Annotated in this window: 12 protein-coding genes; 10 read left to right on the top strand and 2 right to left on the bottom strand. The window is 27.4% G+C overall.

Annotated features, from left to right (window positions below):
* Window positions 1-64: 64 nt before the first annotated feature.
* From GEMHA0001_RS08680 to glf, 7 genes are all read left to right on the top strand, one after another.
* Entirely contained in the window at window positions 65-301 is a 237-nt protein-coding gene (locus GEMHA0001_RS08680; RefSeq protein ID WP_155800210.1) for a hypothetical protein, read from the top strand.
* A 61-nt stretch (window positions 302-362) separates the two neighbouring features.
* Window positions 363-1334, top strand: a complete 972-nt coding sequence (locus GEMHA0001_RS04230) for a capsular polysaccharide synthesis protein (RefSeq protein ID WP_003144611.1) — start codon at window positions 363-365, stop codon at window positions 1332-1334.
* A 10-nt stretch (window positions 1335-1344) separates the two neighbouring features.
* On the top strand, window positions 1345-2331 hold the full coding sequence (locus GEMHA0001_RS04225) for a glycosyltransferase family 2 protein (RefSeq protein ID WP_003144468.1): 987 nt from the start codon (window positions 1345-1347) through the stop codon (window positions 2329-2331).
* Window positions 2332-2573: 242 nt separating this feature from the next.
* Window positions 2574-3524: an O-antigen ligase family protein gene (locus tag GEMHA0001_RS04220; protein WP_162010648.1), complete on the top strand. Its 951-nt coding sequence runs from the start codon at window positions 2574-2576 to the stop codon at window positions 3522-3524.
* Window positions 3508-4566: an acyltransferase family protein gene (locus GEMHA0001_RS04215; protein ID WP_003144457.1), complete on the top strand. Its 1059-nt coding sequence runs from the start codon at window positions 3508-3510 to the stop codon at window positions 4564-4566. The genes GEMHA0001_RS04220 and GEMHA0001_RS04215 overlap by 17 nt, the downstream gene beginning before the upstream one ends.
* Window positions 4567-4828: 262 nt before the next feature.
* The gene (locus GEMHA0001_RS04210; RefSeq protein ID WP_003144597.1) at window positions 4829-5776 is read left to right on the top strand and encodes a beta-1,6-N-acetylglucosaminyltransferase; all 948 of its coding nucleotides are present in this window, start codon (window positions 4829-4831) and stop codon (window positions 5774-5776) included.
* 15 nt (window positions 5777-5791) lie between these two features.
* Window positions 5792-6889, top strand: coding sequence for a UDP-galactopyranose mutase (gene glf / locus GEMHA0001_RS04205; RefSeq protein ID WP_003144551.1), 1098 nt, complete (start codon window positions 5792-5794; stop codon window positions 6887-6889).
* A 46-nt stretch (window positions 6890-6935) separates the two neighbouring features.
* Here glf and GEMHA0001_RS04200 read toward each other — a convergent pair whose 3' ends face one another.
* Complete coding sequence (locus GEMHA0001_RS04200; RefSeq protein ID WP_003144498.1) at window positions 6936-7958, bottom strand: ribitol-5-phosphate dehydrogenase; 1023 nt, start codon at window positions 7956-7958, stop codon at window positions 6936-6938.
* Window position 7959: 1 nt separating this feature from the next.
* The gene (locus GEMHA0001_RS04195) at window positions 7960-8667 is read right to left on the bottom strand and encodes an IspD/TarI family cytidylyltransferase (RefSeq protein WP_003144474.1); all 708 of its coding nucleotides are present in this window, start codon (window positions 8665-8667) and stop codon (window positions 7960-7962) included.
* A 206-nt stretch (window positions 8668-8873) separates the two neighbouring features.
* Here GEMHA0001_RS04195 and GEMHA0001_RS04190 point away from each other — a divergent pair, with 206 nt between their 5' ends.
* From GEMHA0001_RS04190 to GEMHA0001_RS04180, 3 genes are all read left to right on the top strand, one after another.
* Window positions 8874-10283, top strand: a complete 1410-nt coding sequence (locus tag GEMHA0001_RS04190; protein WP_003144519.1) for an oligosaccharide flippase family protein — start codon at window positions 8874-8876, stop codon at window positions 10281-10283.
* A 197-nt stretch (window positions 10284-10480) separates the two neighbouring features.
* Complete coding sequence (locus tag GEMHA0001_RS04185) at window positions 10481-12880, top strand: AAA family ATPase (RefSeq protein WP_003144484.1); 2400 nt, start codon at window positions 10481-10483, stop codon at window positions 12878-12880.
* The gene (locus GEMHA0001_RS04180) at window positions 12880-14064 is read left to right on the top strand and encodes a hypothetical protein (RefSeq protein ID WP_003144537.1); all 1185 of its coding nucleotides are present in this window, start codon (window positions 12880-12882) and stop codon (window positions 14062-14064) included. Before GEMHA0001_RS04185 ends, GEMHA0001_RS04180 begins: the two co-directional genes overlap by 1 nt.
* Window positions 14065-14103 lie beyond the last annotated feature (39 nt).

Below are 14103 nucleotides of genomic sequence, written 5' to 3'. Positions count from 1 at the left end.
AAATATCGGTTTGGGAACTAGTGAACAAAGTGTTAATATAAATAGCTATATTAGAAATAGAGAAATGCATAAAAAAGTAATTTTTAATATAGTTAGTTACTATAATGAACTAGAAATAAGTAAAGTTAGATTGAATGTAATAAAAAAACAACTTCTTAATTTAATTAATAAACAATGGGAAATATATTTCACCATGAATAATAAAAAAGAAGCAAAACAAGAATTGATTATGTTTGAAAAAGAATTACTAAATTTGAATAGTGGTTTAGTAAGGGAAATACCAGGATTAAAAAAATATTAGTTAGAAAAAGTAATTATTTATTATTTTCATTAGCAAAAATTCATAGTGATTGGAGAAAAAAATGAAGAAAGTAGAGAAGGTGTTAAAAGAATATTTATTTTTAAAAAAGAATTTCTCAATAAAAATTGCAAATAATAAACTTCTTGAAAAATTTATTGTTCGTCTAACTAATTATAGCTATTTTGGAAAAACTGTAACAAACTTTTACAATAAAAAACATGCAGATATTTTAAAATTTTTAGAAATAAATCTTTCAGATTTTTTATCTTCATATACATATAAAAATAGCGGTACATATGAAAATGAAAAGAGAACAAAAATATTTTCACTATGGCTTCAAGGATATGAGTTAGCGCCTGAGTTAGTAAAAAGAACGATAGATAGTCAAAAAAATTATGCTAGTAAATTTGGATATGAATACATATTATTAGATCAGACTAATTTATATGAATATGTTAAGTTACCTACCCACATTGTAAAAAAATATCAAGAAAAAAAGATTGACTTCATAAAGTATTCAGATATTATAAGAACAGTACTATTATCAAATTATGGTGGAGTTTGGTTGGATGCAACTATTTATATGGATAGTGAAAAGAAATTAGGTTATCTTGATGAAAATTTTTATACTATACGAGCTAGTGGTAAGGAGAAATATCCTAAATATATAACCAATGGTAGATGGGCACTTTTTTGTTTATCGGAGAAAAAGGATGGAGCTGTGTGTAATTTTTTAAAGGAAATACAATTCGAATACTTTAAAAAGTTTGATGCTCCTGTTGATTATTTCCTAATAGATTATCTAATGGAGTTGGGATACAGAACTAATAGTCATGTGCGTAAGGAAATTGATTCTGTTATTTATAATAATAAAAACTTGTATTACTTAGTGGATAATTTTTCAAATAAGTACAATGAGAAAGAGTGGAAAGAAATTCTGGAAGATACTAGAATTTTTAAGTGTAGTTATAAAGTTTCTGTTGATAATAAAAAAAATAGTTTTTATCATATGTTATTAGAAAGAAGATTATAGGTAGAAAATTATGATTTCAGTTATTTTACCGGTGTATAATGTTGAAGATTATCTTCATTATGCAATGGATAGTTTAGAAAAACAAACGTATAAAAATTTTGAAATAATTCTTGTAAATGATGGTTCTACAGATAATTCAGGAAAATTATGTGATGAGTATTCTGAAAAATACTCTAATGTAAGGGCATTTCATAAAGAGAATGGTGGATTATCTGATGCGAGAAATTTTGGTATTCAAAAAGCTAAAGGAGAATTTATAACATTTCTAGATCCTGATGATTATTTAGAAGCGTATTCTCTAGAGTTATTAGTAGGTATTCAAGAAAAGCATGATTGTGATATTGTTTCTACCCGAGTTAAAGCAACAGAATCATATAATGTTTATTCAGATTATTCTTTGGTGGAAAAAGATTTTGAGAATGTGACTCATATGGATAATGATGTTTTTCTTGAAGAGGCGTTTTATGATAAGGTTGTTACGGTATCAGCATGTGGGAAGTTATATAGAAAAAGTATTTTAGAAATACCCTTTCCTAAGGGAAAGATATATGAGGATTTATTTGTTATTAGTGATCATGTAACTAGAGCTCAAAAGATAGTACATACATCATTGCAAATATATAATTATTATAGGAGACCAGGAAGTATTGTGAACTCTAAGTTTTCAAAAAAACAATATGATTTTTTTGAGGCTATAGATAAGAATAGGGAATTTGCAAAGAAATTTTCTAAAGAAAAAGATTTACTACCTGCGATAAATATAAAAGAAGTCGTAGGAGCATTTAAGCTATTAACTACACTAGATAAATTTAAAAAAATAGATATAAAAAAAATAAGAAGAATAATAAAAATGGATTTTAAATATGTAGTTTTCTGTAAGAAAATTAATGCTAAATTCAAATTTAAGTATATATTATTTTTATTATCCCCAGGTTTATTTTTTAGTATAAAAGAATTTTATAAGAAAGGGAGTGAAGATAATTGTACGCTAGATTAAATTATATAATTGATTATGTATTATTAATTTTAATTGTTATTACTACCAATTCTATGTATGTTTCTATTATAGGTTCAAAATTGTATGCATTTGTGAGTATAATTATTTTAATATCTTTGATATTGAAAATTTCCACTCTGACAATAGCAAGAAGGAATATTTCCAAGATAGTATCTGTTATTTTTATATATTATGTAGTAATAGTGATTCTTTTTTTAATTCATGAAGATGATATTATAAACATGAATATACTAAATTATTTTATTAATTCTTCGATTATTATTGTGATTGTAATAATAAATAGTGGTAATATGATATTAACAATGAGAAAATTTATAAATATTGTATTAGTTTTATCGATAATTTCTTTATTTTTTTGGGTGTTGGGTAGTAATTTTGGAATTATAAAACCAACTAATTATGTAGTTAATGATTGGAATGGTGGAAGTATAATACCAAGTTATTATAATATATATTTTGAATCTCAAAGTATTTCTATTTTTGATAATGAATTAGTTAGAAATAGTGGTGTATATCCAGAAGTACCAATGTGGAATTTATTACTTTGTGTAGCTGTAGTATTTCAAGAATATTTTATAAAAAAAACAAATTGGAAAACTATATTATTAGTTGTAACCATATTATCTACAACATCGACTACAGGAGTTTTTGTACTTGGATTAATAATAATTTATAAATTGTCGATAAAATATAATGGATTGATAAAATATATTGGTTTGTGTATTGTTCCTATGGTGATGTATCTATTGTTAATTGTTTGGGACAATAAATCTGAAAGCGGTTCAGTAAATATTCGTTTTGATGATTATAGAGCAGGATTTTTAGCTTGGAAAGATAACATATTTTTTGGTTCAGGTTTTATGTCAGGATTAAAAAATATAGAACAATATATGGATACCACTATTAGAATAAACTATGGGTATAGTAATGCTTTATTTGTAATATTAGCCCAAGGTGGATTACTATTGTTAGTTTTATATTTTTATCCTATGATTAGAATATTATTAAGTAGAAGATATGATAGAGACTTAAGAATGTCTATAGTATTAATAATGTTATTAATATCGACTACTATATTCTCAGGAACATATTTATTCTCATTTCTAGTTGCAGTATACTATAGTTATATTTTAAAAGGAGATAGTGGAGATAGTTATGAAAAGAATAAATGAATATGATATTTTAAAAGTGTTAACTATCATACTTGTAGTACTTAGTCATACTACATATTATAAAATTTCTTCGAATTATGGGGGGATTGATTATCAACATTTATTAGTGTATGAAAATTCAATATTCTTATACAAAGTTTTTGATAAAATAAGATTAGTTTTATATTATTTCCATATGCCATTGTTTATGGCTTTGTCTGGAGCATTGTTTTATACACAGGTCCAAAAGAATAAATGGGTATCATTGGCAGACTTAATGAAAAATAAATTTAAAAGATTGATGATTCCATTTTTTTTATTTACAATTTTTTATACACTACCCATAAAATACTTTTCAAGTTATTTTAAAGATATTGGAATAATAAAGGCAGTAATAGGTCAACTATTTTTACTCGGAAATTCTCATCTATGGTATTTGTATGCTTTATTTATTATTTTTTTCATATCCTTTTATGTGTTAAAAAAAAATGTTAATATATATATATTCTGTATTATTTATATGATTCATTTAATGAGTTATTTATTTAATTTTATAGTGATAAGTGCGCCACTAGAATTTCTATTTTGGTTTATTGTAGGTTCTTTGTTTGAATTAAATCGGAAGATATATAATAAATATTTAGATGAAATAAAATACTTATTTCCATTATTGTTATTATTGTTTTTGATTTTTTTATGGTTTAACAATTCTGTAGGGAGTGAGTTAAAATTATTAAAAAGATTCATACTTGATATTTTGGCAGTATTAGGTTCTAGTACCTGCTATAGCATTGCATATTTATTATCAAAGAAAACTAATATATTAAATAGTGGGGGGTTCAAATTAATCTTGGTAAATGGTTTAGGAATATATATATTTTCTGATTCACTCAATTATCTAATTCTAAAGATCATTTTTGAGAGTACAGGGAACTTCATGTTTTTACCGATAGGAATAGTAATTATGGTGATTTTAAGGTTTATAGTGACATTGTTTTTGGGACTGTATTTAACCATTATGTTTAAGAAATTTTTCAAGGAGTACAGATGGTTAGTAAATTAAAAGTAAAAACTTTCAAACAAAAAAATTCAATTACTAGATATAGAGAAGAACAACTGAAAAATTTATTATAATATATATATTTAGCGATGTTAAGTTATTGATAATTATTGAATTATTTGAAAAAGGAATTAATACAAGGTTAATTATTTATAGTTTTATACATATGAAACTTTAATTCCATATTTACTATAAAATTCAAGTTTCTAAAGAAATATCATTTTGAATGAATACTCAACAAGTATGTAAAAGAAAGAGAGATTGTATGAAACAAGCATATTTAATTATTGCACATGATAAAATAGAACAATTAAAGTTTTTAGTTTCTTTATTAGATTATGAAAAACATGATTTTTATATCTTGTTTGATAAGAAATCTAAAATTACTAAAGAAGAAAAAAAACAAATTGAAAATAGTGTGCAGAATTCTACGATATTTTTTACTAAAGAAATCCCTATCTATTGGGGAGATTATTCTCAAGTTGAAGCAGAAATGCAATTATTCTCAACTGCGAAGAATCAGCAAGAATATAGCATGTATCACTTGTTGTCTGGTGTTGATTTACCATTAGATACTGCAGAAAATATTTATAATTTTTTTGATAAGAGAAAAGAATATAATTTTCTAACTATGGTCTCTGATGAATTATTTAAACGAAATAGAGTATACGAGAGAGTAGCTTTTAAAACTTTGTTTTCTCATTTGTCGAGTCGAAGCCTTAATAGAAGATTGCCCAAAAAAGTATTAAATTCATACAGAAAACTAGAAATAGGTATTCAGAGAAAACTAAAGATTGATTTCTTTAAAAAATTTGATTTAGAATTAAAATATGCTTCAAACTGGTGTTCTTTGAATAATATAGCTGTAGAAAAACTTATAGAAAATAGTTCGTTAATTAAAAATGCTTTTAAATCTGGTAAAGTACAAGATGAGTTATTTGTTCCTACAGTTTTATATAATAATGGTTTGTTAGATAGTGTGTATTCTTTAGAACCGACAAACGATCAACCAACAGATTTTCAAGGGAACCTTCGTTATATAAATTGGTGGGACGGTAGTCCGTATACTTGGACAGATTCTGAAAAAGACATAGAACAACTTAAATATGGTAAAAATCACGGGCATTTATTTTCAAGAAAATTTGACTTAGAAAAGTATCCTGAATTGAAAGAAAAGATATTAGAAATAATATATGAGGATAAAAATAAATAGAATCAGGAGGAACGTATGTACGATTATTTAATAGTAGGAGCTGGATTATCAGGTGCGATCTTTGCTCATGAAGCAACAAAACAAGGAAAAAAAGTAAAAGTAATAGATAAACGTGACCACATTGGTGGGAACATTTATTGTGAGAATGTTGAAGGAATCAACGTTCACAAATATGGTGCGCATATCTTCCATACTTCTAACAAAGAAGTTTGGGATTATGTGAATCAGTTTGCTGAGTTTAACAACTATATTAACTCACCAGTAGCAAACTACAAAGGTAAATTATACAATCTACCTTTCAACATGAATACTTTTTATGGATTGTGGGGTACTAAGACTCCTGCAGAAGTAAAAGCGAAAATCGCTGAACAAACAGCTCATCTGCAAGATAGTGAACCTAAAAACCTAGAAGAACAAGCTATCAAGCTTATTGGTACTGACGTATATGAAACTTTAATTAAAGGTTATACAGAAAAACAATGGGGACGTAGTGCTACAGAACTACCACCATTTATTATTAAACGTCTTCCAGTACGTTTCACATTCGATAATAACTACTTCAACGATAGATACCAAGGTATTCCAATCGGTGGATACAATGTTATTATCGAAAACATGTTAAAGGGAATTGAAGTAGAATTAAATGTAGACTTCTTCGAAAACCGTGAAGAGTTAGAAGCAAGTGCGAAGAAAGTAGTATTCACAGGAATGATCGATCAATACTTCGATTATAAACACGGAGAATTAGAATACAGAAGTCTTCGCTTCGAACATGAAGTACTAGATGAAGAAAACTACCAAGGTAATGCTGTAGTGAACTACACAGAACGTGAAGTTCCTTATACTCGTATTATCGAGCATAAACACTTCGAAAAAGGTACTCAAGAAAAAACAGTTATTACACGTGAGTACTCAGTAGATTGGAAACGTGGAGACGAACCATACTATCCAATTAATGATGCTAAAAATAATGAAATGTATCAAAAATATTTAGAAGAGGCAAAAGGTAAAGATGTTATCTTTTGTGGACGTCTTGCAGACTATAAATATTATGATATGCACGTAGTAATCGAAAGAGTTCTTAATGTAGTAAGAGAGGAATTAAATAAATAATATGAAAAACTGCAATACTTGAAGTTAAACAAGTATTGCAGTTTTCCTATATTTCCCATTTGAAAACAGTCTTAAATGCAGTATTTAAATCAATCATAAACAGCCTATGAATGTCTTTAATATTTCTCACAGGTTGCTCAAGTTCAATAATATTCTTGAATCTTCTTTCGAATTTCTTTTTACTCAGCATCTCAATAGCTTTTTCAAAATCGATTCTACCTGAACGTGATGAACCTATTAGCGTTAGTCCTTTTTCTAAGATATCACGTGTATTGATATTTACCTTATATTCACTAACACCCATTAGTACTAGGCTTCCTTGTGGTTTGATGTACTTGATTAGGTCATTTATCGCATATCCACTACCATCACCACCACAACATTCTACACCGTGATCGAAAGTTAAGTTTTCAGGTATTTCATCAGTAATGTATCTTTCTTTTGCGAAACTGAATAGTTCTAACTTCTCCCAGTGACGACCTATTACGATTATCTCACACTCCGGAAGAGTGTAGTTTATTATGTTCGCCATAACATAAGCTAGGCTCCCATCACCGATTATCGCTATTCTTTCTTTTCTACTATGTGAATTATTTAAGAATCTATCCATTGCGTGCATTCCAACACTTATGAACTCTGTTATAGCCGCAACAGAATCTTCCACATTATCATAAGCTACTACTCTATCTTTAGGTAAAGCTACGAACTCTCTCATAAAACCATCGAAACCACTTGATAGGAAGTGTGTTCCTGGCATATAGTTTTCATAGAATTCTTCATCACTTTGTCTTGGTGGTTGGTTAGGTATCATTACTACCTTTTGTCCTACTTTATATGTTCCTGTAGGGTCTGCAATTACTATACCTGCACATTCATGAATAAGTGCCATCGGTAGTTTTTTAGCTAGTACCTTAGGATCTCTTTTTCCTTGGTAGTATCTTTGGTCTGCGTGACATAGTGCCATGTAGTTTGGACGAATGATGATTTTGTCACCATCGTTTATGTTCTCTTCGTTGTATTTTACATTAATAAATTTCGGTTTAATTAATTGATATATTTGATTTATCATATTATTCGTCCTCTAGCATACTCTTAGCTATCTTAAGGTCAGTTACTGTAGTTATTTTGATATTTGAGTATTCTCCCTTAGCTAGTGCTACTTTTTTCCCTTTTATAACGAATATCTTACATGCATCTGTAAGTATTTGTTTTTCTTCTTTGTCTAATGAGTTATATAGACTCAAGAAATCTAAACATTTGAAACTTTGAGGTGTTTGACCTTGGTAGTAGTGAGCTCTGTTTGGAATGCTTGAGATATATTCTCCATTAGTGCTTTCTACAATTGTATCTACAGCTTCTACTACTGTGTCTACTGCATCACTTTCTTTAGCTAGACATATGTTGTCTTTAATAATTCTAAGTGTAATAAATGGTCGAACTGAATCATGAGTTACGATAATATCTTCATCAGTTAAAGGTTTATATTCATTAATTCTATTAATGATGTTTTCAATCGTTGTATTTCTATCAACCCCACCAGGTGTAATAATGATTCTATCAGCAAACGCTGAAACATATTGTTCAACTAAGTCTTCAGCATGAGATACCCAATCTTCATGAACACCGACTACGATTTTTTCGATTTCAGGCTCTAATAAGAACTTCTCAATTGTGTGAATAAGTATTGGCTTTTTACCTAATTCTAGGAATTGTTTTGGCATGTTACTTATCCCCATTCTAGTTCCTGTTCCACCAGCTAATATTCCTGCGTATATCATTTTTTCGCTCCTTTAAAATAATGTAAAATTTATTACTAATCATTATTAATTATAACATGAAAGATTAGAATTTCAAAAAATATTGATAACTAATATTAATACAAAAATAGTTGAAATATAGCTATAAATTACGTATACTAATACTAGTAATAAAATTTAGAAATCTCCTGTTTTTAGGAGTTTCACATATATGCTGAGGAAATATAATGAAAGTAATAAAAAATTATTTATATAATCTTTCGTATCAAATATTAACGATAATATTACCGATAATAACGGTCCCGTATGTTACGAGAATTTTTACAAGTGAAGATCTAGGGAACTACGGATTTTATAATTCTATAGTGAGTTATTTCTCATTATTTGCGATGTTAGGGATTGGTATATATGGTACGAAGCAAATAGCTGCTGCGAGTGATGTGAATAGTACATTTTGGAATATCTATGCAATTCAGTTTGTCGCAAGTTTGTTAGCGTTGTCTGTCTACTTAATAGCGGTATTCAGTATTTCACAAATGAGTACAACAATTTCATTAATCTTAGGAGTTGTGCTACTCACGAAGATGCTAGATATCTCATGGTTATTTTTAGGGAAAGAAGATTTTAAAAAAATTACACTGAGAAATACTGTAGTCAAAGTGACAGGAGTAATAAGTATCTTCACTTTTATTAAAAGTAGTGAGGATCTATATCTTTATGTATTCTTAATTGTAATCTTTGATTTCTTAGGACAATTTGTAATGTGGATACCTGCAAAGCAGTTTTTAAATCGACCAACTTTTAATTTAGAGGGTATAAAGAAAAACATGCGTCCTACTATACTGTTATTTTTACCACAGGTCGCAATATCACTTTATGTCGTATTAGACAGAACTTTACTTGGTTTACTAGGATCGTATTCAGATGTTGGAATCTATGAACAAGGACAAAAATTAATTAGTATACTTCTTACAGTAGTTAACTCATTGGGGGCTGTTATGTTGCCAAGAGTTGCGAATCTTCTTTCAGAAAGAAGAGATAAAGAAGCACAAAATATGGTAAAATTCTCATTCATTTTATACAATCTTATAATTTTCCCGATGATGTTTGGACTTATTGCGGTAAATGAAGTGTTTGTTAAATTATTCTTAGGACAACACTTCCAAGATGTTAAGTATGTTCTGTATGTTATCGTGTTTAACATTATGTTTGTAGGTTGGACGAATATTCTAGGTTTTCAAGTATTGGTGGTTAGAAATAAAAATAAGGAGTACATGCTATCGACGACGATTCCTGCCTTTGTCAGTGTAGCTGTTAATATTGCCGTTATTCCATTTTTCGGATATATTGGAGCGAGTATAACATCTGTAGTTGTTGAAATACTAGTATTCGCTATTCAGTGGTATTATAGCCGTAATATTATTAACAAGAAACTATTGTTTAATAAAGATTTAGCAAAAATCATATTGTCATCTCTTGTAATATTCGGAGCCGTGATGTCATGTAAAATGACATTAAGATTAGACGGAATTATCGAACTTGCAATTTACCTTGCAGTTGGTGGTATCAGTTATCTAGGAATGATATTCTTACTAAAAACTGTTAATATCAAAGAGATGAAGGCAATGCTTAAGTAGGAAGCAGGATTTGGCTATATTAGATTTATAATATTTATGTAGCTTTTAAAATTATAGAATTTAATCGGTTTGATGATAAATCAATCCGATTTTTTTTGAATAAATATTATTTAGAATATGTATTACTAATTATTTTACTAAAGATATTCTATTATAGTAGAATAATATAATATAACAGTACTATGGGGGAAAGATTAATGGGTAAAAAAAATAAAGTAAGATTAGTTGCTTTAATAGAAGAAGTAGAAAAAAGAAAAGGCAACTCTTTAAAAGAAAAAAAAGAGGATAACTTTTTAAAAGAGGAAAAAGAAGATAATGTTTTAAAAAAGGAAAAAGAAGATGACTTTTTTAAAAAAGAAATGGAAAACAAAGAGTCAGAAAGAGAATACAAAGTAATAAATTTCCTTCCAGATATTAAGGTAGAAAAAATTGTTGAAGATGATGTACATTTACAGGATAGTGCTAATAAGTACCGTTTTAGGATAGTGAAAAAGGATATTTTTCAAATTCCATATACTAAAGAATTTAAAGATTTAACTGTTATAGTTGGAGAGAATGGAACTGGAAAAACAATGTTAATCAATAATCTTTTTAGGTTTGGTTTTAGAAGTTCAATTTGTTTGATTTATCAGAAGGGAAATCAAATTTTAGTTAATGATCCTTATCATTTTAAAGAAAATATAGCACTAGAGCATGAGGATGAATATAAGCATGATTTTTTATTGTTAAATTCAGAGAAATCCTGGAAAATTATTAAGTTTTCAAATGCAAATGAATATTACAATATAGATAATTCTAATAGTTCTTATCGGATTGATTCATCTAAATTTGAGAATATAAATAATAGTTTAAAATTATTTGATATAAAAAATAAAGAAGATATTAGATTTTGGGAAACGATAAATCAAGTAAAATTTGTTCATATATTTAAGGATGAAATTAGAAAGTTTGTAGATTATACGAAAAAAGGAGTAACGATAGATTTTGAAGGGGAAAGACTGCCTAACAGCAGTAACCAACTAGAATATATATCTGATGTTGATAGCCTTAACATAGAAGAGCGCAAAAAAAATCTTATAAATGATATGTTAGTTGCTGTTTATTCTATTTTGATAAATTATATGATTGATATTGACTATGATAATCCTAAGCCTCAAAAATATGAGCATCTTTTAAATTTTCATCTTTCAATGCTAGAGAATGCATCAAAGTTACAGAATGCATCAGAGTTAGAGAATCAATCAAAAATTAGTTTACAATACAAATCAATTGGAGTCGATAAAGATAAATTTTTACCATATGAGTATAGTATAGGAGGATTACGACAGGATGTACCGAATATAGAGTTAGGAGATAGAAATAGTAAATTTTGGATAGAGGTATGGCATAGTATTTATATAATAAATCTATACTTTGAATATATAAGATTCAATAAGGGAGAAAATGATGAATATAAATCTAGTATAGAGGGTATTATAAAAAGATTAAAGGCATTAATAGGTAGGGAAAAAGTTTTACCACCGTCAATTGAAATTAATGATAAACTTTCTAAATATCTAGAAAATATCAATATATTTCATAAAGAAATTGATAATAATGACTTTGAAGCATGGAAGGATTTTTGGGAGACTGTAAAAACTCCATGTATTCGAGTAGCTAAAGCAATAAGTTATACTTCTTACTTTGAGTTAAAGAGTTATGGATATTTTGTAAAACTTAAATTAATTCCTCAAAAAGTAATGGATAGATTGAGAGAGCTTGGAGTACATGATGATGAAATTGAACTTTTAGAAGATATTGGAGGCTTATTGTCTAAACTAGACGAAATAAATATGGATTTTGAAATATTAACATCATTAATAGAAAATATCTCTAAGTTGGAAAATATTAATCTTAATCAATTTTTAGAAATGAAGTGGGGAGGATTGAGTTCGGGAGAATTAGCATTATTAAAGACTTTTTCTAACTTGTATTCAGCAAAAATAGCTTTACAGAGTAGAAAAGCATCAGGAGTAAATGAAGAAAATTACTTGCTACTTTTAGATGAAGTAGATCTTGGATTGCATCCTAGATGGCAAAGAAAGTGGATAAGTACAGCATTACCTATTATTGAAAAAATTTTTGAAGGAAATCATCTGCAAATTATAATTACAACACATTCACCAATTTTCTTATCGGATATTTTTGAAGAAAATATAATATTTCTTCCTGAAGGAAGGGAGATATATAATTATAGAACTTTTGGTCAAAATATATATTCACTTTTTAAAAATGCATTCTTTCTAAATGAAGATGAGTTTATAGGTGAATATGCTTACCAAAAAATTCAAGATACGATAGAATACTTAAGATTTAAAATTGATGGAAAATTAGAAAATCTTGGCGATGAAAGTTTATACTCTAATTTAAATGAGGAAGATGCTAAAAAAATAGCCAAAAAGATTATTGATTCTATAGGGGAGAAGATAATGTCTAACCAACTTTATGAATTATTTACTAGGGCTTTTCCCGCTGTTAATCCAGAGGCTGATGATATTAAAAATCAAATTAGAAAACTTGAAAACAAACTTCGTGAACTTGGGGAGGAAGTGAACTAATGATGTATTTGAAAATACCAAATTATCCACAAGAATTTATAGATGCTTATGTTAAATTTATGTTTAGTAAGTATATAAATGAGATAGATAGGATAGATGTAAAAAGCAAAAAAAGCAAAAAAAGTAATAAAGCAAATGAAAATGTTATAAAACACAAAATTAAAGGAAGTTATTTGTTAACTAAACTTTCAAAAAAAGATAAAGTGTATAAGAATAGTATTCTTAATAATAAAATGACACAGGATAATATAATAAAAGAATATTTGCGAGTAATGTCTAATGACAAAATGGAGAATTGTGATAATAATTTTATAGCTGATGTTGATAGTATAATAAAAGAAAGAAGTAGTCAAATTATAGAGCTATTTAGAAAAGATTATAGTAAAGAATTTAACACTTTCTTTGAGTATTTTAAAGAACTGCTTTTAATGAAACCTGAGGATATGGAGAAATATGTTTATCAGAATAGAGATAATAATACCGGGAATTGGGAATGTATAAAAAGTTTATACAACTTATCAAAAGTAATTGATGTAGCCGGAAAACCAGAAAAAATTAATACGCTTATGGTTCGAAATTTTATAGATTTTGGTGGTAAGGGATTACTTGTTTGTCCATACTGTAATAGAAATTATGTTAATAATAGAGGGAAAGCTCTTGGTTCAGAGATAGATCATATTTATAATAAAAATAAATATCCTATGTTTGCAATTTCGTTATATAATTTTATCCCAAGTTGTAGTAGTTGTAATAGGATTAAATGGACAAAAGAATTGAAAATAAATCCATTTTTAAGGGATAATACAAATAAAATAAAATTTGATATAACTAAAGATGTTGATGGATATAAGATTGATTTTATACACGATTTGAATGGTAATGTAACGGATAAAAATAATATAGAAGAATTAAAAAAAGATGTCATTACTTTGAGGTTAGATGAAGCTTATGAAATCCATGATATTGAAATAAAGGAGATGGTGGAAAGAGAACGGAAATTTGGTTCTGAATATAGAGAATTCTTAAAAAAAATATTTCCAGAAGAAGGTTTTGAACTCGAGAAAAAAATTGATGAATTAATTTATGGTGATGTAGTATTTACCCCAGACGAAGAACTTATAAATAAATCATTGGGTAAATTTAAAAAAGATGTTTATGAAAAAATAAAAGAGTGGAAAGAATAACAAATTTAAAGAGATAAAATTAAGAAAAGATAACTTATT

The sequence above is a fragment of the Gemella haemolysans ATCC 10379 genome (assembly GCF_000173915.1).
GTDB classification, from domain to species: domain Bacteria; phylum Bacillota; class Bacilli; order Staphylococcales; family Gemellaceae; genus Gemella; species Gemella haemolysans.
The sequence above is the reverse complement of the archived record's forward strand: the minus strand, read 5'-3'. Positions and strand labels throughout refer to the sequence as shown.

Excerpts from the sequence above, each read along its gene's own strand:
- GEMHA0001_RS08680 (WP_155800210.1), top strand. The coding sequence starts at position 65 with ATGCATAAAAAAGTAATTTTTAATATAGTTAGTTACTATAATGAACTA.
- GEMHA0001_RS04230 (WP_003144611.1), top strand. The coding sequence starts at position 363 with ATGAAGAAAGTAGAGAAGGTGTTAAAAGAATATTTATTTTTAAAAAAG.
- GEMHA0001_RS04225 (WP_003144468.1), top strand. The coding sequence starts at position 1,345 with ATGATTTCAGTTATTTTACCGGTGTATAATGTTGAAGATTATCTTCAT.
- GEMHA0001_RS04220 (WP_162010648.1), top strand. The coding sequence starts at position 2,574 with ATGAATATACTAAATTATTTTATTAATTCTTCGATTATTATTGTGATT.
- GEMHA0001_RS04215 (WP_003144457.1), top strand. The coding sequence starts at position 3,508 with ATGAAAAGAATAAATGAATATGATATTTTAAAAGTGTTAACTATCATA.
- GEMHA0001_RS04210 (WP_003144597.1), top strand. The coding sequence starts at position 4,829 with ATGAAACAAGCATATTTAATTATTGCACATGATAAAATAGAACAATTA.
- glf (WP_003144551.1), top strand. The coding sequence starts at position 5,792 with ATGTACGATTATTTAATAGTAGGAGCTGGATTATCAGGTGCGATCTTT.
- GEMHA0001_RS04200 (WP_003144498.1), bottom strand. The coding sequence starts at position 7,958 with ATGATAAATCAAATATATCAATTAATTAAACCGAAATTTATTAATGTA.
- GEMHA0001_RS04195 (WP_003144474.1), bottom strand. The coding sequence starts at position 8,667 with ATGATATACGCAGGAATATTAGCTGGTGGAACAGGAACTAGAATGGGG.
- GEMHA0001_RS04190 (WP_003144519.1), top strand. The coding sequence starts at position 8,874 with ATGAAAGTAATAAAAAATTATTTATATAATCTTTCGTATCAAATATTA.
- GEMHA0001_RS04185 (WP_003144484.1), top strand. The coding sequence starts at position 10,481 with ATGGGTAAAAAAAATAAAGTAAGATTAGTTGCTTTAATAGAAGAAGTA.
- GEMHA0001_RS04180 (WP_003144537.1), top strand. The coding sequence starts at position 12,880 with ATGATGTATTTGAAAATACCAAATTATCCACAAGAATTTATAGATGCT.